Raw genomic sequence first — 22919 nt, forward strand, 5'->3', positions numbered from 1 at the left:
GTGGCGACACGACAGGACGTGCCGGGGCCCGGCACGGACCGCGTACGGGCAGGAGGACGGATCGGACCGGTGGAGGCGAGCGGGCGATGATCGAGATGACGCCGGCGGAGATCGCGGCCGTGACCGGCGGGTGCATGCACCGCATCGACGACGACGCGGCCACCGCGCCGGTCACCGCCGTCGAGTTCGACTCCCGCAGGATCGGGCCGGGCGGGCTGTTCCTGGCGCTGCCGGGGGAGCGTGCCGACGGCCACGACTTCGCCGCCCAGGCCGTCGCCCGCGGCGCGACCGCGGTGCTGGCCGGTCGCGAGGTCGACGCCCCCGCGGTCGTCGTGCCGCCGGCCGGGGTCCGTGACAGCCACACCTACCTCGGTGCGGTCGACCCGGACGGGACCGGCGCCGCCGTCCTGGCCGGGCTGGGCCGCCTCGCCCGGCACGTGCTGGGTGCGCTCCCGGGACTCGCGGTCGTCGGCGTGACCGGGTCGGCGGGCAAGACCTCCACCAAGGACCTGCTGTCCGCGGTGCTGTCCCCGCTGGGGCCGACCGTCGCGCCGCCGGAGTCGTTCAACAACGAGCTCGGCACGCCCTACACCGCGCTGCGCGCCGACGCGGGCACCCGCAACCTCGTGCTGGAGTTCTCCGCCCGCGGGATCGGCCACATCGCGGCGCTGTGCGCGGTCGCGCCGCCGCGGATCGGGGTCGTGCTCAACGTCGGCTCCGCCCACCTGGGCGAGTTCGGCTCGCGCGCGGCGATCGCCACGGCCAAGGGCGAGCTCGTCGAGGCGCTGCCCCCGGGTGACCTGCCCGGCGGCCGGGGCGGCGTCGCCGTCCTCAACGCCGATGACGAGCTGGTCGCCGCCATGGCGACCCGCACCTCCGCCCGGGTCGTCACCTTCGGGCGCGCCGAGCACGCTCAGGTGCGGGCCACCGACGTCGCACTGGACGCGGGCCGGGCCTCGTTCCGGCTGGTCACCCCGGCCGGGGAGGCCGACGTCGCGCTGCGGCTGGTGGGCGAGCACCAGGTGTCGAACGCCCTCGCCGCCGCCGCGGTCGCCCTCGAGCTGGGTGCCACCCCGGACGGCGTCGCGGCGGCCCTGTCGTCGGCGACGCCCGCGTCGCGCTGGCGGATGGAGGTCACCGACCGCGCCGACGGCGTGACCGTCGTCAACGACGCCTACAACGCCAACCCCGAGTCCGTGCGCGCCGCGGTCGCGGCGCTCGGGCAGCTCGCCGGTCCGGACCGCCGGGCCTGGGCGGTGCTCGGCCCGATGGCCGAGATCGGCGACGGCGCGGCCGCCGAGCACGCCGCCGCCGCGCAGGACGCCCGCGCCGCCGGGGCGCAGGTGGTCGCCGTCGGTGCCCCCGACTACGGGCCCGGGGCCGAGCACGTCGAGGACGTGGCGACCGCGCTGACCCTGCTGCGGGAGCGGATCCGGCCCGGTGACGTGGTGCTGGTCAAGGCCTCGCGCAGTGCCGGGCTCGAGCGGCTCGCCGCCGGCCTGCTGACGACCGAAGGACTGGTGCACCGGTGAGGGGACTGTTCCTGGCCGCGGGCCTCGCGCTCGCGGTGTCGATCCTGCTCACCCCGTACCTGATCCGCTTCTTCGCGCGGCAGGGCTTCGGGCAGGAGATCCGCGAGGAGGGCCCGCAGAGCCACCAGTCCAAGCGCGGCACCCCCACGATGGGCGGCGTCGCGATCCTGCTCGCCATCTGGGTCGGGTACCTGGGCTCACACGCGTTCACCCGGGAACCGATCACCGCCTCGGCGCTGCTGGTCCTGTTCCTGACCACCGCGCTGGGCGTCGTCGGGTTCCTCGACGACTTCCTCAAGATCCGCCGCCAGCGCAACCTGGGGCTGAACAAGACCTCCAAGATCGTGGGCCAGGTCCTGACCGCGACGATCTTCGGTGTGCTCGCGGTGCGCTTCGTGAACGAGCGCAACCTCGCCCCCGCCTCGGAGAGCCTCTCGTTCGTCCGCGACATCACGGTGCTGAGCTTCGGCGTCGTCGGGTTCGTGCTGCTGTGCAACCTGATCGTCGCCGCCTGGTCGAACGCGGTGAACCTCACCGACGGCCTCGACGGCCTCGCCGCCGGCACCGCCGCGATGGTGCTCGGCACCTACGTGATCATCGCGTTCTGGCAGTTCCGCAACAACTGCGCGATCGCCGCGACGGCAGGCTGCTACGAGGTCCGCGACCCGCTCGACGTCGGCCTGGTCGCCGCCGCCGCGATGGGCGGCTGCATCGGGTTCCTCTGGTGGAACGCCGCACCGGCGCGCATCTTCATGGGCGACACCGGGTCGCTGGCGCTCGGCGGCCTGCTCGCCGGCCTGTCCATGGTGACCCGCACCGAGCTGCTGCTCGTCGTCATCGGCGGCGTGTTCGTGGTCGAGGCGCTGTCGGTGTCGCTGCAGATCATCGTGTTCCGCACCTCGCGCCGGCGGCTGTTCCGGATGGCGCCGTTCCACCACCACTTCGAGCTCGCCGGATGGGCCGAGACGACCGTCATCATCCGGTTCTGGCTGCTCGCCGCGATCTGCGCGGCGATGGGGCTGGGCATCTTCTACTCCGAGTGGCTGTCCATGTCGGGTTCCGGGTGAGCGGCCGGCCCGGCGGGGACCCCGTCCTGGTCGCGGGGGCCGGTGTCTCCGGCCTCGCGGCCGCGACCGCGCTGGTCGGAGCGGGTGTCCGGGTGCTGCTGACCGACGACCGCGAGGAGGCGCTGGCCTCGCTGCCCGACGGCGTCGAGCCGTGGCGCGGCGGCGGGATCCCCGAGGGCGTGCGCACCGTGGTCACCTCGCCGGGGCGCCGGCCCGACCACCCGCTGGTCGCCGAGGCCGCGGGCCTCGGGGTCGAGGTGATCGGGGAGCCGGAGCTGGCCTGGCGCCTCGGTGCCCGGCGCGCCACACCGCCGTCCTGGCTGGTCGTGACCGGTACCAACGGCAAGACCACCACCACCGAGATGCTCGCGGCGATCCTCGCCCGCGCCGGGGTGGACGCCGTCGCCTGCGGGAACATCGGCCACCCCGTGGTCACCGCGGTCGCGGCGGGGCACGAGGTGCTCGCCGTCGAGCTGTCCAGCTTCCAGCTGCACTGGTCGCCGTCGGTACGGCCCGCCGCGGGGGTGGTGCTCAACGTCGCGGAGGACCACCTCGACTGGCACGGCGGGATGGACGCCTACGCCGCGGCCAAGTCCCGCGCGCTGGTCGGCGACGTCGCCGTGGGCGGGGTCGACGACGCCGTCGCGGCCCGGCTGCTGGCGCAGGCCCCGGCACCGCGCCGGGTCGGGGTCACCCTGGCGGCGCCCGGCCCGGACCAGCTCGGCGTGGTCGACGGGGTGCTGACCGACCGGGCGTTCGGCGGGGGAGCGCTGCTCGCGGCCGCCGCCGTCGTCCCCCCGGGGCCGCCCGGCGTCGTCGACGCGCTCGCCGCGGCCGCGCTGGCCCGCGCGCACGGCGTCGACCCGGAGCACATCGGCGCCGCCCTGGCGGCGTTCACCCCCGGGCCGCACCGCAGCGCCCCGGTCGGCGAGCACGCCGGGGTGACCTACCTCGACGACTCCAAGGCGACCAACCCGCACGCGGCGGACGCCGCGCTGGCCGCCGTCGCCGCCCGCCGTCCCGGGGCCCGCGCGGTCTGGGTGGTCGGCGGGCTGCTCAAGGGGGTCGACCCGGCCGAGCTGGGCCGGCTCGCCGCCGCGCACGCCGGTCGGCTCGCGGGGATCGTCGTGATCGGGACGGACCGGACACCGATCGTCGAGGCGCTGACGCGACACGCGCCCGGCCTCCCGGTCGAGGAGGTCACGCCGGGACACGATGGCCCGATGGCGCCCTCCGACCTGCAGGACCCGATGCCGGCCGCGGTCCGCCGCGCCGCCGTCCTGGCCCGCCCCGGCGACGTCGTGCTGCTCGCCCCGGCCGCCGCCTCGATGGACCAGTTCCGCGACTACGCCCACCGTGGCGACGCGTTCGCCGCCGCCGTCGCCGGCCTGCCCGCCGCCCGGGTGACCCGGTGAGCCCGGCCGCGCCGGACCGCACACTCGGGCAGGCGGCCGTCACCGGCACCCGGGGGGCGGTACGCCGGCTGCGGCGATGGCTGCGCCGCCCGCTGACCTCGCTGCACCTGATCCTCGGCGTCTTCGGGCTGCTGACCCTGTTCGGGCTGGTGATGGTGCTCTCGGCGTCCTCGGTCGGTGACGGGTCGTCGTACTCGGTGTTCACCCGGCAGCTGATGTTCTGCGCGGTCGGGCTCGTGCTGTTCTACGTGGGTCTGCGCGTGCCGCCGCGCCGCCTGCGGGCTGCGGCACCGGTGCTGCTGATCATCGGGCTGGTGGCGCTGGTGCTGGTGCTGATCCCGGGCATCGGCGCGCTGCGCGGCGGAGCGCGGTCCTGGTTCGCGTTCGGCCCGGTGTCGCTGCAGCCGTCGGAGGGCGCGAAGATCGCGCTGACGCTGTGGGGGGCCCACGTGCTGGCCGCCCGGCGTGCGGTGATGCACCGCTGGAAGCACGCGCTGAACCCGGTGGTGCCGGTGACGCTGGTGATCTTCACGCTGCTGGTGCTGGAGCCCGACCTGGGGATGACGATCTCGGTCGGGATCATCATGCTCGCGCTGCTGTACTTCGGCGGCGCGCCGGTGAAGCTGCTCGCGCTGATCGCGGGCGGCGGACTCGCCGGTGCGGTGATCCTCGGGCTGACCGCCGGCTACCGGGCCAGCCGGATCACCGCGTTCCTGTCGTCGTCGGCGGACCCGCTGGGCCCGGCCTACCAGGCGACGCAGGCGCTCTACGCGCTCGCCGACGGCGGCCTGTTCGGCGTCGGGCTCGGCCAGGGCCGGGCGAAGTGGGACTACCTGCCCAACGCCCACAACGACTTCATCTTCGCGATCATCGGCGAGGAGCTGGGGCTGATCGGGGCGGGTGCGGTGCTGGCGCTGTTCGCGACCCTGGCCTACACCGGCATGCGGATCGCCGCCCGCAACACCGACCCGTGGCTGCGGATCGTCGTCGCGACGTCGACGGCGGGCATGGTCGTGCAGGCCTCGATCAACATCGGGTACGTCGTGGGGCTGTTGCCGGTGACCGGGCTGCAGCTCCCGCTGATCTCCTCCGGCGGTACCTCGCTGGTGGTGACCATGTTCCTGTTCGGGCTGCTCACGAACGCGGCCCGGCACGAGCCGGAGGCGGTCGCCGCGCTCCGGAAGGACGGGCAGGGGCGGCTGGCGAAGCTGCTGCGCCTGCCGTTGCCGCAGCCCTACCGCGCACCGGTTCCGGTGTCGCGGTGGGCGGCGCGTTAGGGCGTTCCCACCCGGAGTGGGAGCGGACACGACGGACGACGAGGGGCACGAGAGCGTGACGGGTACGGATCAGACCGGCGGGAACGACGGCACCGGCTCGGGCCGGGAGCCCGGCCGGCGTCCGACCATGGGCGGCCGTGCTCCGGGACCCCAGGAGGTCCGGCCGGACGGTGTGGTCTTCGGCGGCCCGGACGGTGCGGGCGGCTCCGGTGGGCGTCCGGCGTGGCCCGCGGAGTCCCCGTCGGGTGCCGACCTGTTCGGCGCCCCCGCGCAGCCCCCGGCGGCCCCGCCGTCCGCGGAGCCGGGTGAGCCGCAGGGTCCGCGTGGTCCGCAGCGGCTTCCCGGAACCGGGTGGGACCCGCACGCGCAGTCCCACCGCCCGGGTGCCGGCCCGCTGAACGGGAGCGGGCCGCAGGGCACGAACGGCGTCGCACACGGCGACCGCGGTGCGGCACGGCCGGCGAGCGGTGCCGACCACGCGGACCTCCGCCAGGACCGTCCCGACGACCGCGCGGCGCCGCACACCGGCACCCCGGCCAACGGCACCCCGACCAACGGCGCCCCGCGCAGCGGCGCCCCGCAGAACGGCGCCCCGGCCAACGGCGCCCCGGCCAACGGTGCACCGCGCAACGGCGCGCCGCAGAACGGTGATCCGCGGAACGGCGCCCCGAGCGGCGGCGACCCGCGCGGCGCGGCCGAGGGCACGTCCGGGGGCGGGGGCCAGGGCGCTCCGCAGCGCCCGAACGGCGTGTCCCGCGGGCCGGACGGCACCACCCCGGAGGACGGCCCGTACGGCCCGAACGGCGCGCCGCGCTCCGACGGGGCCGGACGCCCGCCGGGAGGCCTGCCGCGCCGCCGGCCCGGGGGCCCGGTGCCGCCCGCGGCGATGCCGTCGCGGCCCGGTGCGGCCGACGACCTGTTCACCCCGCGCGGGAGCACCGGACGCAGCGGACCGGCGCCTCGGGACCGTGGAGCGGACCGGGTGGACCCGGCTCGGTCCGACGCCCCGGTGAACGGCGTACCGCGCTCCGGCCCGGAGCGCGACGGCCCCACCCCCGGCCCGGGTCCGGACGTCCCCGGCGCACCCGTGACCGACACCGGCCCCACCGTCGCCACGCCGAACACCGGTGCCACGCCGAACACCGGTGCCACGCCGGACACCCGGGCCCCGCAGGGAACCGGCGCGGAGGGCCCCGGCACGAACGGTGCTGTGGCGAACGGTGCTGTGGCGAACGGGGCTCCGGGGGACGGTGCCGTGGGTCCCGACGGAACCGGCGGCGCGGCGCCCACCTCCGGCCGCGGTGACGCACCCGTGGACGGCGCCACCGGCCCGGCCTCGGCCGACACGACCGGCCCCGGGAAGGTGACCGGCCCGCAGCGGGCCGTCGCCGACGGCCCGAGCGAGCAGGCGGCCCCCGACGGGCCGCCGACCGTCGGGCACCCCACCGGCGACGCCACCGGGCTCCCGGCCACCGCCTCGGCGGACGGACCGTCGGGCACCGGGTGGCAGCAGGCCCGGCCCCCGGCGCCGCAGCAGCGCCCGGTGCGGCCCGACGAGCGCGAGCACGCCGGCGTCACCGCCACCGGCCCGCAGGGCGGGCCCGAGCCCGCCGGACTGTCGGCGACGGGCCCCCGTGGTCCGGTCCCGCCGCACGGCCGGCCCGCCCCCGGGACCTACCCGCCCGGCCGTCCCGGTGCCGGACCGCAGGGGTCCGGCCCGGTCCCCGGCGGACCCGGCCCGCAGCAGTTCGGGCGGCCCGGCCCGGCCGGTCCGAACGCGCTGACCGGCACCGGCCCGCAGCACCCCCTCGCCCCCGGCCGCCAGGGCCCCGGCCCGGCCGCCCCGGGACAGCACGGCCCCGGCCCCCAGGGACCCGGCCCCCAGGGACCCGGCCCCCAGGGACCCGGTCGTCAGGGACCCGGTCGTCAGGGGCCCGGTCGTCAGGGGCCCGGTCGTCAGGGGCCCGGGTTCGCGGGACCCGGCCGCCAGGGACCCGCGGGGACCGGCCCGTTCCACCCGGTCGGACCGGGCGGGCCCGGTCCGACCGGCCCCGGCCGGTACCACCCCGGCGGACCGGGCGCCCCCGTCCGGCAGGGACCCGGTGGCCCGGTTCCGCCCGGACCGCAGGGCCCTCGTGGCCCCGTCCCGCCCGGGCCGCAGGGCCCCGGCGCCCTGCAGAACGCCCAGGGTCCCGGCGGCCCGCAGCCCCGGGGCCTCCAGGGCCCCGGTCCGCAGCCGGGTGGCCCGCAGCAGAACCCGCAGGGCGACGGCGTTCCTGGCCCCGGCGTCCCCGGACCCGGTGCCCCCGGCTCCGGGGGCCCCGACGAGACCCGCGCCTTCGGCCCCGCCACCACGCGTCCGGCGGGGGAGCAGGCGCCCGCCCCGGTGCAGGGCGGCCTGTCGGTCGTCGTCGCGGGCGGTGGTTCGGCCGGGCACATCGAGCCCGCGCTGGCCGTCGCCGACGCGATCCGGCGGCTCGTCCCGGGCGCCCGGGTCACCGCCCTCGGGACCGAGAAGGGGCTCGACACCCAGCTGATCCCGGCCCGCGGGTACCCGCTCGAGCTGATCCCGCCGGTGCCGTTGCCCCGCAGGCCCACCGCCGACCTGCTCAAGCTCCCCGGCAACGTCCGGGGCGCGGTGAAGCGGGTCCGGGAGGTGCTGGAGGCGGCCGAGGCCGACGTCGTCGTCGGGTTCGGCGGGTTCGTCTCGCTGCCCGCCTACCTCGGTGCCCGCGGCCGGGTACCGATCGTCGTGCACGAGGCCAACGCCCGCGCCGGGCTGGCGAACAAGGTCGGCGCGCGGTTCGCCTCCGCGGTCTGCGTCGCGGTGCCCGGCACCGGGCTCGCGAACGAGGAGGTGGTCGGCATGCCGCTGCGCCGCTCGATCACCACCCTGGACCGGGCGTCGCTGCGGCCGGAGGCCCGCACCCACTTCGGCCTGCCGCCGCACGGCCCGGTGCTGCTGGTCTTCGGGGGGTCCCAGGGCTCCCGCACCCTGAACGACGCGGTCGCGCAGGCGCTGCCCGCCTTCACCGAGCGCGGCATCGCGGTGCTGCACGCGTACGGGAAGCACGGCACCCCCGCCGACCCGCGGCCCGGCTACGTGCCGGTGCCCTACATCGAGCGGATGGACCTGGCCTACGCCGCCGCGGACGTCGTGCTCGGCCGCTCGGGCATGACCACCGTCGCCGAGCTGACCGCCGTCGGGCTGCCCGCGGTGTACGTGCCGCTGCCGCACGGCAACGGCGAGCAGGCGCTCAACGCACGCCCGGTCGTCGAGGCAGGCGGCGGGAAGCTCGTGCAGGACGAGGACATGGACGGCGACCGCGCGATCGACGAGCTGATGCCGATGCTCACCGACCCCGACCTGGCCCTGGCCATGGGCCGCCGCGCCCGCGCGGCCGGGCACGGCGAGGCCGACGAGAAGATCGCCCGCATCGTCCTCGAGGTGGCGGGCCGGTGAGTGTGCTCTCCGACCACGTCCATCTCATCGGGATCGGCGGCGCCGGGATGAGCGGGATCGCGCGGATCCTGCTCGCCCGCGGCGTCACTGTCTCCGGGTCCGACGCGCGGGACTCGCGCACGGTCACCGCGCTGCGGGCGCTCGGCGCCCGCGTGGAGACCGGGCACGACGCGGGCCACCTGCGTCACGACGGCGAGGCCGAGCCCACGGTGGTCGTCTCGACCGCCATCCGGGAGACCAACCCGGAGCTGGCGGCCGCCCGCGAGCGGGGCTACGACGTCGTCCACCGGGCGGTCGCGCTGGCCGCGCTGACCGAGGGGAGGCGGCTGGTCGCGGTCGCCGGGACCCACGGCAAGACCTCGACGACGTCGATGGTCACCGTCGCCCTGCAGCACGCCGGGGCGGACCCGTCGTTCGCCATCGGTGGCGACCTGTCGGTGTCCGGGTCCGGCGCCCACCACGGCAGCGGCGACGTGTTCGTCGTCGAGGCCGACGAGAGCGACGGCTCGTTCACCGCGTTCGCGCCGTCGGTCGCGATCGTCACCAACGTCGAGCCCGACCACCTCGACCACCACGGTGACGAGGCCGCCTACCGGGCCGTGTTCGAGCGGTTCCTGGACCGGCTCGTCCCCGGTGCCACCCTCGTCGCCTGCGCCGACGACCCCGGGTCGGAGGCCGTGGCCGTGCGGGCCGAGCGGGCGGGCGTCGCCGTGCTGCGCTACGGGCGCACCGCGGCCGGCCCGCACGACGCCCGGCTCCTCGAGTTCGTGCCGGACGGGACCGGCTGCCGTGCCCGGTTCCGCACCGGCGGTGTCGAGCACGAGCTGACCCTGGGTGTCCCGGGCGAGCACATGGCCCTCAACGCGCTCGGCGCGTTCCTCGCGGGCGTCGCCGTCGGGACCGACCCGGCCGCGCTGCTCGACGGGCTCGCCGGGTTCGGCGGGGTGCAGCGGCGGTTCGAGTTCAAGGGCCGCGTCCGCGGCGTCTCGGTCTACGACGACTACGCCCACCACCCCACCGAGGTCGCCGCCACCCTGCGCGCCGCCCGGGAGGCCGCACCGGTGCTGCACGGCCGGCGCGGCCGCGTCCTGGTCGCGTTCCAGCCGCACCTGTACTCCCGCACCCGGCTGTTCGCCGCCGGCTTCGGCGCGTCGCTGTCGCTGGCGGACGAGGTGATGGTCCTCGACGTCTACGGTGCCCGGGAGGATCCCGAACCCGGCGTCGGCCCGGCGCTCATCACCGACGCGGTGACGTTGCCGGCCGAACGGGTGCACCGCGCCCCCTCGTGGGAGCGGACGCCCGCGGCGATCGCCGCGCTCGCGACCGACGGCGACGTCGTGATCACGATGGGCGCCGGTGACGTCACCGCGCTCGGGCCGGAGATCCTGCGGGAGCTCGCCGGCGAGAGGTGAGTGCGCGACACGGCGGCGGCACGGCGGCGGCACAGTGGGGGCACGATGAGCAGCGACGAGCAGGACTCCGGCGACGACCGGGGCCGGGACGGCGCCCGGGCCACCGGCCGTCGTGACCCCGACCAGGAACGGCGGGCCGCCGAGCGGGCCCGTCGCATCCGGGAGCGCCGTGCCGCCGAACGCCGTGCGGGCGCCGGGGCACCCGCCGCCCCCGGCCCCGACGACGACGTCGTCGACGACGACGGTGAGGGGGAGACCGGGCACGCCGGCCGGGGGGACGGTCGCGGTGCGGCCGCCGCCGTCCGGGAGCGCACCGCCGCCCGCGCCGCCGAGCGGTCCCGCAGCCGCGACCCCCGCTACCGGCGCCGTCGCCTCGTCGCGCTGCTCGCCACGGCCGCCGTCGTGCTCCTCGGGGTCTCCGCGGCGGGCTGGTGGGCACTGGGCCGCTACGGCCCGCCGGTGGCCGCCGTGCGGGTCGACGGCACCCGCCAGATCCCCGTCCGCGACGTCGAGGCCGCGACGGGCGACCAGACGGGCGTCCCGCTCGCCGCGGTCGACACCGACGGGGTCGCCGCCCGCGTGTCGGCCATCCCCGGCGTCGCCGCGGTGGAGGTCGACCGGTCCTGGCCGGACACCCTGGTGGTGGCCGTGACCGAACGCGCCCCGGCCGCCCTGCTCGACACCCCGGAGGGGCGCAAGCTCGTCGACGTCACCGGGTTCGTCTACCGCGACGCCCCGCCCGACGTGCGGCTGCCCGTGCTGCAGCTGCCCCGCGTCGCCCCGGACGACCCGGCCACCCTCGCCGCGGTGGGGGTCCTGCAGGCGCTGCCGGTCCCGGTCCGCGACCAGGTGCGGACGCTGTCGCTCGGCGGGGGCGGCTCGACCTTCGAGCTGGGGCTCACCGAGGACCGGCGCGTCCTGTGGGGTCCGTGGTCCGATGCCGACCAGGCCGCCGCGCGCGCCCGGGTGCTCGGACCGGTGCTGCAGCGCGAGGGCGCCGTCTACGACGTCTCCAGCCCGACGCTGGTCACCGTCCGGCAGCGCTGACCCGTCGCGCCCGGCCCGTCGGCTGCTGCGGGTGACCGCCCGGCGACCGTCCGCGTTTCCACCGGCGGCGAGGTCGAACCACCCGGGCGGGGTGTTGTCCTCGTGCGGCGCGCCTGCTGGACCCGGGCACCGCCATCCACCTAGCGTGCGCACCCGAAGGCCCGGGGCACCCGGAGCTTGACCCACCCGATCCCCGGACCCCGAGCGACTGGAAGGTGCCGCGCATGACGCCCCCGCACAACTACCTGGCAGTGATCAAGGTGGTCGGCATCGGTGGCGGCGGCGTCAACGCCGTCAACCGGATGATCGAGGTCGGCCTCAAGGGCGTCGAGTTCATCGCGGTGAACACCGACGCCCAGGCCCTCCTCATGTCCGACGCCGACGTGAAGCTCGACATCGGCCGCGAGCTGACCCGTGGGCTCGGTGCCGGCGCCAACCCCGAGGTCGGGGGCAAGGCCGCCGAGGACCACGCCGAGGAGATCGAGGAGGTCCTCAAGGGGGCCGACATGGTCTTCGTCACCGCGGGTGAGGGCGGCGGGACGGGCACCGGCGGTGCGCCGGTCGTCGCCTCGATCGCCCGCAAGCTCGGCGCGCTGACCATCGGTGTCGTCACGCGCCCGTTCACCTTCGAGGGGCGTCGTCGCGCCGGACAGGCCGAGGAGGGCATCCAGGCGCTCCGCAACGAGTGCGACACCCTCATCGTCATCCCGAACGACCGGCTGCTGCAGCTCGGCGACGTCGGCGTCTCGCTGATGGACGCCTTCCGCTCCGCCGACGAGGTGCTCCTCTCCGGTGTGCAGGGCATCACCAACCTGATCACCACGCCGGGTCTGATCAACCTGGACTTCGCCGACGTCAAGTCGGTCATGTCCGGTGCCGGGTCCGCGCTGATGGGGATAGGGTCCGCCCGCGGCGAGGGCCGCGCGGTGCAGGCCGCGGAGAAGGCGATCAACTCGCCGCTGCTCGAGGCGTCGATGGACGGCGCCCAGGGTGTGCTTCTGTCCATCGCCGGCGGCTCGGACCTGGGTCTGTTCGAGATCCACGAGGCCGCGTCGCTGGTCCAGGAGGCCGCGCACCCCGAGGCCAACATCATCTTCGGTACCGTGATCGACGACTCGCTCGGTGACGAGGTGCGGGTCACCGTGATAGCGGCCGGTTTCGAGGGCGGTACGCCGACCCACAAGAAGCTCGAGCCCGCCGTGTTCTCCCGCGGCACCCAGAAGGCCGCCGAGCCCGCCCCGCAGGCGGCGCCGCCGCAGCAGGCAGAGCAGCACCAGGGCCAGCAGCACCAGGGCCAGCAGCACGGTGGCCAGGCCCCGCAGGGCCAGGCCCGCTGGGCCGCGACGACGGCGACCACCCCGTCGGCCCCGCAGCTCCCGGCCACGGCGCACGCCCCGGAGCGCACCGGCGTGCTGCCGCCCGAGCGGCCGACGGCGCCCGCCCCGCGTCAGGGCGACACCCAGCAGCCCGGCGGCGACGGCGCGGCCGTGCCGAGCGGTCCGATGTCCGCGCCGGCCTCGCCGACGTCGGCCCCGGGGTCGCACGGCACCGTCGGCGCGACGCCCGCGGCCCGTCCGGCCGAGCCGGTCGAGGACGAGGTGGACGTCCCGCCGTTCATGCGGCGCTGACCGCGGTGCCGGACTCACCGGGCCCGGCCCCGGTCCGCGCGGGCGGCGGCACCCGTCGTCCCGTGCGGATCCGCCGGGTCGTGACCACCCGGGCCGGCGGCCGCTCCGGTGGTCCGTTCACCTCGTTCAACCTGTCCCTCGGGGTCGGCGACGACCCGGCCGCGGTGGCCGGGAACCGGGCCCGGGTGGTCCGCGAGCTGGGACTGTCCGGCCTGGCCTTCCTCCGGCAGGTCCACGGTCGCGACGTCGCCGTGCTGCGCGAGGCCCCGCGCGCCCGTTCCGGGACCGGGGGAGTCGCCCCCGACGTCGCCGACGTCGACGCGGTCGTCACCGACGTCCCGCTGCTCGGTGTCGCGGTGCTGGCGGCCGACTGCGTCCCGGTCCTGCTCGGGGACCCGGTCGCCGGGGTCGTCGGGGCCGCCCACGCGGGCCGGGTCGGCGCGGCCGCCGGGGTGCTCGACGCCGTGGTGGCGGAGATGACCGCGCTGGGCGCCGAGCCCGGACGGCTGGAGGCGCTGCTGGGGCCCGCCGTGTGCGGCCGCTGCTACGAGGTACCGCCCGCGATGCGGGCCGAGGTCGACGCCGCGTTGCCCGGCAGCGCCTCGACCACCCGGACCGGCACCGCCGGGCTGGACCTGCGCGCCGGGCTCACCCGCCGCCTCGCCGCCCTCGGCGTGAGCAGGGTCGGCACCGATCCGCGCTGCACGATCGAGGACCCGGACCTGTTCAGCCACCGCCGTGACGGTCGCTGCGGCCGTCAGGCCGCGGTCACCTGGCTCGACCCGCGCTGACCGGCCCGGCACCGCGATCCCCACCACGCGGGGCTCGCGGGTGCCCGCGCGGGCGGGAACGATGGACGGCGTGTCCGATCCCCGTAGCCCCGCCACCACCGACCGTGCCGCCGAACTGACCGACCGGCTCACCGCCGTCCGCGCCCGGATCGCCGCGGCCTGTGACGCCGCGGGCCGCGACCCGTCCGGGGTGGGGCTGCTCGCCGTGACCAAGACGATCCCGGCCGCCGACGTGGCCACCCTGGTCGATCTCGGGCTCGACGCGTTCGCCGAGAACCGCGCCCAGGAGGCGGCGTCCAAGGTGGACGAGGTGCGGGAGGCCCGCCCGGGTACGTCACCGGACTGGTTCTTCGTCGGTGGACTGCAGCGGAACAAGGTGCGGACGGTGCTCCCGTGGGTGACACGGATCGACTCCGTCGACTCGTCCCGGCTGGCGCGCGCGATCGACAAGGAGGTCGCGAAGGCCGTCGACGCGGGGGAGCGGAGCGGTCCGCTGCCGGTGCTCGTGCAGTTCAGCGTCGACGGCGATCCCGGCCGCGGCGGTGTCGCCCCGGACGGGCTCGCCGAGCTGACGGACCTGGTCACGGAGCTGCCGGGGCTCGAGCTCGCCGGGCTGATGGCCGTCGCGCCACTGGGCTGGGAACCGGACGCGGCGTTCGCACGGATCGCCGAGGCGCACCGGGAGACCGTCGGCCGCCACCCCGGGGCGACGGTCCTGTCGGCCGGCATGAGCGGGGACCTGGAGTCGGCGATCGGTCACGGATCGACGGTGGTGCGTGTCGGTACGGCCCTTGTGGGGGATCGGCGGATAGCCTCCGAGTAATCGCTGGTGGGTGTGGGTACTGAGCAGGTGGCGGAGGCCGCACCGCCCGGCGAGACCGTCGCCAGAACGCGGGGTGCGCGTGCGGTTGGGCGCGTACGGAGTCGAGCAGTACTGCGAGGGGACAGCGGATGAGCGCGATGTACCGGCTGAAGGCGTACTTCGGCATGGTCCCGGCCGACGAGATGGACTATGTGGACGAACCGGATCACTACCGGGGCGGCCACGAGCACCACGCCGGCCCGCGCGGTGACCGTTGGTCCGCCGGGGCCGGTCGGTTCGCCGACCAGGCGTCCTACGACGACCACCGCTACGAGACCGCGGTCCGGTACGAGGACGGATGGGGTGCCCGCCCGGCGCGGGAGACGCTCCGTCCGGCGCGCGCCGGACGGCCGGATCCACGCGGCGAGCGGGAGACGCTCGGGCTGGTGTCGGAGCGCGGGAGCCTGCCGACACCCCTCGGAGGGGGCGCCGGGGCTGCCGTGCGCGGGGCACTGGCGATGGACCCGGAGAGCCTCCGGGGCCCGGCCCGCGAGGAGCGCAGCGAGCCCGTCGTGGCGCCCGCACCGGTGCCGGAGCAGCGCGACCGGGCGGCCGCGGGACCGGCGTCGATCACGACGCTGCACCCGCGCAGCTACAACGAGGCGCGCACCATCGGCGAGCGCTACCGCGACGGTGTGCCGGTCATCATGAACCTCACCGATCTGGACGGTGCGGCCGCGAAACGCCTGGTGGACTTCGCCGCGGGGCTCGCGTTCGCGCTGCGCGGCAGCATCGACAAGGTCACCGACCGGGTGTTCCTTCTCACCCCGGCCGACGTCGAGGTGTCCGCCGACGACGCCCGGAGGCTCGCCGAGCGCGGGGCTTTCCGACAGGATTGAGCCGTGGCCGTCCCGATTCTGACGTTGATCTACTACATCCTGTTCTTCTTCTGGCTGCTGCTCGCGGCCCGGATCGTCGTCGAGATGGTCCGGTCGTTCGCGCGCCAGTGGCGACCCGCCGGAGCGCCCGCCGTGGCGCTCGAGGTCGTCTTCACCGTGACCGACCCTCCGGTCAAGTTGCTGCGGAGAGTGATCCCCGTGGTCCGTATCGGAGGCGTAGGACTGGACCTGTCGATTATGGTTCTGTTGCTGGTGGTGTTCATCTCGATGAGCGCCGTCAGATCACAGCTCCTGGGATGAGCCCCAGTCACCCGGGAGTGCCGCCGAGGACCGCATGAGGTGATCCGATGCCGCTGACGCCCGCCGACGTTCATAACGTCGCGTTCAGCAAACCCCCGATCGGGAAGCGGGGTTACAACGAGGACGAGGTCGACGCCTTCCTCGATCTGGTCGAGGCCGAACTGGCCCGGCTGATCGGGGAGAACGACGACCTGCGCGACCAGGTCGCGCAGCTGGAGCAGCGCCTCGGCGACGCTGAGGCCGACCTGCAGGAGGCGCGGAGCCAGCCGGCTCCGGCGCAGACGCAGGCCCTGGCCGCCTCGCCGTCGCCGATGGGCCGTGGTGCGGGTGCTCCCGCCCCGCAGCTGGCCGGTGCCGGTCCCGCCGATGCCGACGGCGGTGACCACCACGTGCAGGCCGCCAAGGTCCTGGGCCTCGCCCAGGAGATGGCGGACCGGCTGACCGCGGAGGCCAAGAACGAGGCCGACACGATGCTGTCGGACGCCCGGAACAAGTCCGAGCAGCTCCTGTCGGACGCCCGGACGAAGGCCGACGGTCTGGTCAACGACGCGCGTTCGCGTGCCGAGACCATGCTCAACGACGCCCGTACGCGGGCCGAGACGCTGGAGCGCCAGTCGCGCGACAAGGCGTCCGGCCTGGTCAGCGAGGCCGAGCGCAAGCAGAACGAGATCATGGGCGCCATCCAGCGCGACAAGTCCGTTCTGGAGAAGAAGATCGACGAGCTCCGGACCTTCGAGCGGGAGTACCGCACCCGTCTGAAGACCTACCTGGAGTCGCAGCTGCGCGACCTGGAGGGCCGTGGTTCCGCTGCTCCCTCGGACGCCGGTGGTGCCGGCCGGTCGGGCTCGAACGGTGGCTACGCCGCCTCGGGGTACGGCCAGCGGGCCGACACCGGGAGCTGATCTGCGGAGGTGGCGCCGGAACCCTCCGGCGCCCCGAGACGCCTGACGACGACCGGGTGGTGGCCAGGGGCCGCCGCCGACCGACGGAGTTCGCCGATGATGCTTCTGGTCCTGATCTTCCTGGTCATCGCGATCGCGTTGTGGGCCGCCGGGTGGATCCTGCAGATCGTGGCCCTGTTCTGGATCTCGGTCGGGATCAGCCTGCTCGCCGGGCTGGTCCTGCTTATCGACTGGTGGCAGAGCAGGGCGGCCGTGCGAGCGGGCGACCAGGGGCACGTGACGGAGTCCGAGGAGGGCTCCCGGGCGTCCGTCGACGACGGTCGTCCCGGCGTGCCGGGCCGGAGCGGTCCGGACATGGAACCGGTGACCCAGGTGCTGCCGGTGGTCCGTCCGGAGTCCGGCGGAGCCGGATCGTCGGCTCCGGGAGGCTCCGGCGGTGCCGGTGACGAGACCATGCAGATACCGCTCGTCCCGCCGTCCGGCTCTGACAAGGCACCGCCCACCGTTTCTCGATCGAGTGGTTGTTCGTCACGCACAGTGACCGATGACGAGCCCGTCGACCGCGTCGCGGACCAGGGCGACCCGGACGGGTCGTCCGGCCCGGACGCGACGGCGGCGACGGCGGACGGTGCGGTTCGTGGTGCCGCCGCGGCGGGTTCCGGCCCGTCCGTCGCCACCGGGGACGGCCCGACGTCCACCGACGCGGGGCCCGCCCCCGCGAGCGGGACGGACACCTCGGACGCCGGGGCCGTCGCGGCCCCGGGCTTCGGATCGGGTGCGCCCGAGCGGGTCGCCGGCCCGGTCGACGAGGCCATCCCTGCGGGGACCGGCACCGGACCCGGATCCGACGATCCCGCCGTGGCGGGTCCGGTGGACGGCAGTGTCGGCACCGTCGGCTCGACCGCGGTGCTCGGTGCACCCGGGGCGGTCCAGGACGCCGGTACGGCCGACAGGACGGCCGCGGGCGCCACGGCGACGGACGGTGCCGCCGGAGGGGTCCGGGCCGACGGGGCGACCGTTGCCGGTGCGGCTGCGGAGGCACCGGCCGGGCAGGCTCCGACCGGGCAGGCCCCGGCCGAGCAGCCCCCGACCGACGGCGACACACCGGAGGCGCCGCGCGACGCCGCGCTCGTCACGCGGCTGTCGGACGAGGTGCTGGTCATCGACGAGCACCCGCGCTACCACATGCAGACCTGTCGTGCGCTCGCCGGACGCTCGGTGATCCCGTTGCCGGTCAGCGAGGCGGTGGAGCTCGGGTTCACCCCCTGCGCCTGGTGCTCGCCGAACCACGTGCTCGGCGAGCGGCACCCCGCGCAGGCCCGCTGAGCGTCGACGCCCCGGCTCCCGGCCTCGTCCGGGTCGTGACGAGGCGGCTCCGGCCCACCCGGTGGGCCGGATCGGGGTCGTCACCGCCCCGACCCGACTCCGCGCTATCCTGGGACCTCAGGCATCGATCCGGCCATCACCGGGGAGCCGCCGGAAGAACCGGTCCTCCGGGGCCGCAGTAGAACCGGCCGGGTACGGCCCGTCACAGCCGTGAACGAGAGGTGCGTACCCGGTGCGCACAAGCGGGGTGGTACCGCGGCACGGCCCGAGCGGGTCGTCGTCGTCCCCGTGCGAGAGGCAGCAATCCGGCCACCGCACGAGGAGCGACCGTCATGAGCGACACCCCGGCACCCGCCTCCGGCTACCCGGAGGTCCCCGCGCACCCGGCGTTCCCCGCCCTCGAGCAGGACGTGCTCGCGTCGTGGACGGCCGACGACACGTTCCGGGCGTCGGTCGACCGGCGCCCGGCCGGGGAGAACGGCGCGGACGAGTACGTCTTCTACGACGGCCCGCCCTTCGCCAACGGTCTGCCGCACTACGGCCACCTGCTGACCGGCTACGTCAAGGACGTTGTCCCGCGCTACCGCACCCTGCGCGGCCACCGCGTCGAGCGCCGCTTCGGCTGGGACACCCACGGGCTGCCCGCCGAGGTCGAGACCGAGAACCAGCTCGGCATCAAGCACAAGTCCGAGATCGACGAGATGGGCGTCGCCGCGTTCAACGAGGCGTGCCGCACCTCGGTGCTGCGCTACACCGGTGAGTGGCGCGACTACGTGACCCGCCAGGCGCGCTGGGTCGACTTCGACAACGACTACAAGACCCTCGACCTGGACTACATGGAGTCCGTCATGTGGGCCTTCAAGTCGTTGTGGGACAAGGGTCTGGTCTATTCCGGGTTCCGCGTCCTCTGGTACTGCTGGCGCTGCGAGACGCCGCTGTCGGCCACCGAGACCAAGATGGACGACGTCTACCGCGACCGGCAGGACCCGGCGGTCACCGTCGGGCTGCGCCTGTCCACCCCGGACCGGCCCGGGACCGACGGCGCCCTCGCCCTGGTCTGGACGACGACCCCGTGGACGCTGCCCTCGAACCTCGCGGTGGCCGTCCATCCCGACGTCGACTACGTCGTGGTGGAGGCGGACGGCGAGCGCTGGCTGCTGGCCGAGGCCCGGGTCGGCGCCTACGCCCGGGAGCTGGGGGAGGAGCCGCCCGTCGTCGACCGGGTGAAGGGCTCGGACCTGCTCGGTGCGCGCTACACCCCGCCGTTCGACTTCTTCACCGGCCGGGAGAACGCCCACCGGGTGCTCGCCGCGGACTACGTCACCACCGAGGACGGCACCGGCCTGGTCCACATCGCCCCCGCCTTCGGTGAGGAGGACAAGGAGGTCACCGACGCGGCGGGCATCGAGGTCGTCAACCCGGTCGACTCCCGCGGTGAGTTCACCACCGAGGTCCCGCCCTACGCCGGCATGCAGGTGTTCGACGCGAACCCGCAGGTCATCCGGGACCTCAAGGAGCGGGGCGCCCACGTGCAGGGCGTCCTGCTGCGCCACGAGACCTACGACCACCCGTACCCGCACTGCTGGCGCTGCGGCAACGCGCTGATCCAGCGCGCGGTCGACTCCTGGTTCGTGCGCGTCACCCAGTTCCGGGACCGCATGGTCGAGCTCAACCAGCAGATCGAGTGGACGCCCGCGCACGTGCGGGACGGCCAGTTCGGCAAGTGGCTGGAGGGCGCCCGCGACTGGGGCATCTCCCGCAACCGGTACTGGGGCAGCCCGATCCCGGTGTGGCAGTCCGACGACCCGCGCTACCCGCGGACCGACGTGTACGGCTCGCTCGACGAGATCGAGCGCGACTTCGGCGTGCGCCCGACCGACCTGCACCGGCCCTACGTCGACCAGCTGACCCGGCCGAACCCGGACGACCCCACCGGCAGCTCGACCATGCGCCGGGTCCCCGAGGTGCTCGACTGCTGGTTCGAGTCCGGCTCGATGCCCTTCGCCCAGGTGCACTACCCGTTCGAGAACCGCGACTGGTTCGAGCACCACTACCCGGGCGACTTCATCGTCGAGTACAACGGCCAGACCCGCGGCTGGTTCTACACGCTGCACGTGCTGGCCACCGCCCTGTTCGACCGGCCCGCGTTCCGCAACTGCGTCGCGCACGGCATCGTCCTGGGCGACGACGGCGCCAAGATGTCCAAGTCGCGCAAGAACTACCCCGACGTCAACGAGGTCTTCGACCGCGACGGCAGCGACGCCATGCGCTGGTTCCTCATGGCGAGCCCGATCCTGCGCGGCGGCAACCTGGTCGTCACCGAGCAGGGCATCCGTGAGGGCGTCCGACAGGCGATCCTGCCGCTGTGGAACACCTGGTACTTCCTGTCGCTCTACGCCGGCGGCGAGCGCGGCACCTTCCGCACCGACAGCCCGCACGTGCTCGACCGGTACGTGCTGGCCAAGACCGCCGACCTGGTCGACGACGTCACCGCGGCGATGGACGCCTACGACATCGCCGGTGCCTGCGACCGGATCCGGGACCACGCCGAGACCCTCACCAACTGGTACGTCCGCCGGTCCCGGGAGCGCTTCTGGTCCGGTGACGACGCGGTGCGCCGCGACGCCGTCGACACCCTGCACACCGTGCTGGAGGTGACCTGCCGGGTCGCGTCGCCGCTGCTGCCGCTGACCACCGAGGCGATCTGGCGGGGCCTGACCGGGGAGCGGTCGGTGCACCTGACCGAGTGGCCGGGCGGGTCCGACGCGTCGGTGTCGCAGGGCGCCGCCGGGGTGGGGCTGCCGCACGACGCCGACCTGGTCGCCGGGATGGACCGCATCCGCCAGGTCGCGAGCGCGGCGCTGTCGCTGCGCAAGTCCGCGAAGGTGCGGGTGCGCCAGCCGCTGCCCGCGCTCACCGTCGCCGCGACCGACGCCAAGGCGCTGGAGGACTTCACCGGGCTGCTGGCCGACGAGGTCAACGTCCGCTCGGTCGAGCTGACCGACGACGTCGCTGCCCACGGCCGGTTCGAGGTGGCCGTCAACGCCCGGGTCGCCGGGCCGCGGCTGGGCAAGGACGTCCAGACCTGCATCCGGGCGGTCAAGGCGGGGGAGTGGACCCAGGACGGCGAGACCGTCGTCGCCGCCGGGATCGCGCTGCAGCCCGGCGAGTACACCGAGAAGCTCGTCGCCGCCGATCCGGAGCGGACCCAGGCGCTGCCCGGCAACGCGGGCCTGGTCGTCCTGGACACGACGGTCACCCCCGAGCTGGCCGCGGAGGGCACCGCCCGCGACGTCGTCCGCGTCGTGCAGCAGGCCCGCCGCGACGCGGGGCTCGCCGTGTCCGACCGGATCGCGCTGACCCTCGACGGTCCGGACGCGGTGCTCGACGCCGTCCGCACCCACGAGGCGTTCGTCGCCGGGGAGGTCCTGGCGACCTCGGTCGCCTACGGCGCCGCCGGCGACGGCGCGTCGAGCGGGCAGGTGGTCGGCCCCGACGGCGCGTCGGTCACGCTGTCGGCCGCGGTCGCCCGCGCCTGACCGGCACCGGCGCCGACCACCGCTCAGGGGCGGGGTGTCACCGTGAGACGGACGCGGTGGTCGGCGCCGGAGACCCGGGTGACCTCGACGGTCGCCGGGACCCCGTCGACCCGGCACACGACCGTCGCGCCCTGCGGCACCGGCGGGCAGCGCGGGGACAGGAGCACCGCGTCGTGGCCCGCGGCGCGCAGCGGGTCGCGCACGGCGAACATCAGGACCCCGGCCAGCGTGTCGGTCCCGGTCGGGCCGGGGCCGAGGCCGGGGACGACCACGTCCAGCTCCGCGACGCCGTCGGCGGACACCGGGAAGTCCCAGCGCGTCCGCACGACGTCCTGCGGGGTGGACCCGCGGGCGCCCTCCACCCGCGTCTCGTCGACGCGCACGGTGCCCCAGCCGTGGCGGCCCTCGTCGTCGCGCATCCGGCAGCCGAGGACCGGGTCGTCACCGTCCAGGACCCGGCAGACGGCGGTGACGCCGGAGTGCTCCCGGCCCGTGGCCGCCTCGACCAGCAGCGCCGCGCCCTCGGCCGGCGAGGGCAGCGGCTCGTGCTGCGACCACAGCACCAGCGCGGTGGGGACGGCCGCGACGGCGACGACGAGCGGCAGCCACCACCGGGGCGGACGGGGTCGATCGGGCACGGGGACAGTCTGGCCGACCGGGACCGCCCGGAACTCCGCAGAACCACCGGGCCCTATCCTCACCCCCATGGGTGACGCGGCGGAACGGTGGCGGGAACGCCAGACCGGCCGCGGCATCCCCGACCACGTCCTCCGCCACGCCCCCGCGGACCCGTGGACCCACGACCCCGCCGACTTCACCCCGCCCGACGACCCGGCCGACACCCCGTCGCACCGGGCCGCGCGGGCGCTCGCCGAGCGCGCCGCCGCCTGGACCTGCGCCGGGGCCTCGGTGCTCGACGTCGGCTGCGGCGGCGGGACGGCCGCGTTCGGTGCGGCCACGCCGGAGCCCTCCCCGGTGGCGCGGGTGGTCGGCGTCGACCGGCAGGCCGACATGCTCGCGGTGTTCGCCGCGGCCGCCCGCGCCCGGGGCCTGCCCCACGCCACCGTGCACGGCAGCTGGCCCGACGCGGCCGCGACGGCCGGACGGCACGACGTCGTCGTCTGCCACCACGTGCTGCACAACGTCGTCGACCTGCCCCCGTTCCTCGCCGCGCTGACCGGCGCCGTCCGCACCCGGGGCGGGATCGGCGGCGTCGTGGTCGAGATGCTGACCGAGCACCCGCTGGCCTGGCTGGACCCGCTGTGGACGCGTTTCCACGACGTGGCCCGGGCACCGTCGGCGACCCACGAGGACGCCGTCGCCGTGCTGCGCGAGCAGCAGGGCATCGACCCGGAGGTCGTGACCTGGACCCGCCCGGCGCGCCTGCCGCACGACGCGGCCTGGGTCACCCGCCGGCTCTGCCTGCCCGCCGACCGCGCCGACGAGGTGGCCGCCGCGCTGGCGGACCTCCCGCCGCGGCGCACCGACGCCGTCACCCTGACCTGGTCGCCCTGAGCAG

General features: G+C 75.8%; 17 protein-coding genes. 16 read left to right on the forward strand and 1 reads right to left on the reverse strand.

Features of this window, described 5'->3' with window-relative positions; translation table 11 throughout:
- Window positions 1-86: 86 nt before the first annotated feature.
- From murF to ileS, 15 genes are all read left to right on the forward strand, one after another.
- Window positions 87-1532, forward strand: a complete 1446-nt coding sequence (murF, locus tag KPF47_RS01865) for a UDP-N-acetylmuramoyl-tripeptide--D-alanyl-D-alanine ligase (protein WP_224386449.1) — start codon at window positions 87-89, stop codon at window positions 1530-1532.
- Window positions 1529-2599: a phospho-N-acetylmuramoyl-pentapeptide-transferase gene (mraY, locus tag KPF47_RS01870; protein ID WP_062404548.1), complete on the forward strand. Its 1071-nt coding sequence runs from the start codon at window positions 1529-1531 to the stop codon at window positions 2597-2599. Before murF ends, mraY begins: the two co-directional genes overlap by 4 nt.
- Complete coding sequence (gene murD / locus KPF47_RS01875) at window positions 2596-4014, forward strand: UDP-N-acetylmuramoyl-L-alanine--D-glutamate ligase (RefSeq protein ID WP_224386450.1); 1419 nt, start codon at window positions 2596-2598, stop codon at window positions 4012-4014. The genes mraY and murD overlap by 4 nt, the downstream gene beginning before the upstream one ends.
- Window positions 4011-5291, forward strand: coding sequence for a putative lipid II flippase FtsW (ftsW, locus tag KPF47_RS01880; protein WP_224386451.1), 1281 nt, complete (start codon window positions 4011-4013; stop codon window positions 5289-5291). The genes murD and ftsW overlap by 4 nt, the downstream gene beginning before the upstream one ends.
- Before the next feature lie 2386 nt (window positions 5292-7677).
- A complete protein-coding gene (locus tag KPF47_RS01885; RefSeq protein WP_224386797.1) occupies window positions 7678-8754 on the forward strand; it encodes a glycosyltransferase in 1077 nt (358 codons plus the stop codon).
- 47 nt (window positions 8755-8801) lie between these two features.
- Window positions 8802-10166 (forward strand): UDP-N-acetylmuramate--L-alanine ligase, encoded by a 1365-nt coding sequence (gene murC / locus KPF47_RS01890; protein ID WP_374108787.1) that lies wholly within the window; start codon window positions 8802-8804, stop codon window positions 10164-10166.
- Between the two features lie 45 nt (window positions 10167-10211).
- Window positions 10212-11213 (forward strand): cell division protein FtsQ/DivIB, encoded by a 1002-nt coding sequence (locus KPF47_RS01895; RefSeq protein ID WP_224386453.1) that lies wholly within the window; start codon window positions 10212-10214, stop codon window positions 11211-11213.
- A gap of 224 nt (window positions 11214-11437) precedes the next feature.
- On the forward strand, window positions 11438-12841 hold the full coding sequence (gene ftsZ, locus KPF47_RS01900; protein ID WP_224386454.1) for a cell division protein FtsZ: 1404 nt from the start codon (window positions 11438-11440) through the stop codon (window positions 12839-12841).
- A 62-nt stretch (window positions 12842-12903) separates the two neighbouring features.
- Complete coding sequence (gene pgeF, locus KPF47_RS01905) at window positions 12904-13632, forward strand: peptidoglycan editing factor PgeF (RefSeq protein ID WP_224386799.1); 729 nt, start codon at window positions 12904-12906, stop codon at window positions 13630-13632.
- A 70-nt stretch (window positions 13633-13702) separates the two neighbouring features.
- A complete protein-coding gene (locus tag KPF47_RS01910) occupies window positions 13703-14455 on the forward strand; it encodes a YggS family pyridoxal phosphate-dependent enzyme (RefSeq protein ID WP_224386455.1) in 753 nt (250 codons plus the stop codon).
- Window positions 14456-14583: 128 nt separating this feature from the next.
- On the forward strand, window positions 14584-15333 hold the full coding sequence (locus KPF47_RS01915; RefSeq protein WP_224386456.1) for a cell division protein SepF: 750 nt from the start codon (window positions 14584-14586) through the stop codon (window positions 15331-15333).
- 3 nt (window positions 15334-15336) lie between these two features.
- Window positions 15337-15633 (forward strand): YggT family protein, encoded by a 297-nt coding sequence (locus KPF47_RS01920; RefSeq protein WP_374108773.1) that lies wholly within the window; start codon window positions 15337-15339, stop codon window positions 15631-15633.
- A gap of 47 nt (window positions 15634-15680) precedes the next feature.
- Window positions 15681-16535: a DivIVA domain-containing protein gene (locus KPF47_RS01925; RefSeq protein ID WP_224386457.1), complete on the forward strand. Its 855-nt coding sequence runs from the start codon at window positions 15681-15683 to the stop codon at window positions 16533-16535.
- Between the two features lie 96 nt (window positions 16536-16631).
- Window positions 16632-17861 (forward strand): ABC transporter permease, encoded by a 1230-nt coding sequence (locus KPF47_RS01930; RefSeq protein WP_224386458.1) that lies wholly within the window; start codon window positions 16632-16634, stop codon window positions 17859-17861.
- A 332-nt stretch (window positions 17862-18193) separates the two neighbouring features.
- Window positions 18194-21400 carry an isoleucine--tRNA ligase gene (ileS, locus tag KPF47_RS01935; RefSeq protein ID WP_224386459.1) on the forward strand — a complete coding sequence of 1069 codons (3207 nt, stop codon included), beginning with the start codon at window positions 18194-18196 and terminating at the stop codon, window positions 21398-21400.
- A 23-nt stretch (window positions 21401-21423) separates the two neighbouring features.
- On the opposite strand, the gene KPF47_RS01940 is transcribed toward ileS, so the two are convergent.
- A complete protein-coding gene (locus tag KPF47_RS01940) occupies window positions 21424-22038 on the reverse strand; it encodes a hypothetical protein (protein WP_224386460.1) in 615 nt (204 codons plus the stop codon).
- A gap of 67 nt (window positions 22039-22105) precedes the next feature.
- Between KPF47_RS01940 and KPF47_RS01945 the strand changes: the two genes are divergently transcribed.
- Window positions 22106-22915, forward strand: a complete 810-nt coding sequence (locus KPF47_RS01945) for a methyltransferase domain-containing protein (RefSeq protein ID WP_224386461.1) — start codon at window positions 22106-22108, stop codon at window positions 22913-22915.
- Window positions 22916-22919: the final 4 nt, after the last annotated feature.

It is taken from the genome of Pseudonocardia sp. ICBG1293 (genome assembly GCF_020131355.1).
In the GTDB taxonomy this organism is placed as follows: Bacteria; Actinomycetota; Actinomycetes; order Mycobacteriales; family Pseudonocardiaceae; genus Pseudonocardia.

Bases quoted from the DNA above. Each gene is read 5' to 3' on its own strand.
- murF (WP_224386449.1), top strand. From the start codon at position 87: ATGATCGAGATGACGCCGGCGGAGATCGCGGCCGTGACCGGCGGGTGC.
- murC (WP_374108787.1), top strand. From the start codon at position 8,802: ATGAGCGGGATCGCGCGGATCCTGCTCGCCCGCGGCGTCACTGTCTCC.
- KPF47_RS01895 (WP_224386453.1), top strand. From the start codon at position 10,212: ATGAGCAGCGACGAGCAGGACTCCGGCGACGACCGGGGCCGGGACGGC.
- ftsZ (WP_224386454.1), top strand. From the start codon at position 11,438: ATGACGCCCCCGCACAACTACCTGGCAGTGATCAAGGTGGTCGGCATC.
- KPF47_RS01915 (WP_224386456.1), top strand. From the start codon at position 14,584: ATGAGCGCGATGTACCGGCTGAAGGCGTACTTCGGCATGGTCCCGGCC.
- KPF47_RS01925 (WP_224386457.1), top strand. From the start codon at position 15,681: ATGCCGCTGACGCCCGCCGACGTTCATAACGTCGCGTTCAGCAAACCC.
- KPF47_RS01930 (WP_224386458.1), top strand. From the start codon at position 16,632: ATGATGCTTCTGGTCCTGATCTTCCTGGTCATCGCGATCGCGTTGTGG.
- ileS (WP_224386459.1), top strand. From the start codon at position 18,194: ATGAGCGACACCCCGGCACCCGCCTCCGGCTACCCGGAGGTCCCCGCG.
- KPF47_RS01945 (WP_224386461.1), top strand. From the start codon at position 22,106: ATGGGTGACGCGGCGGAACGGTGGCGGGAACGCCAGACCGGCCGCGGC.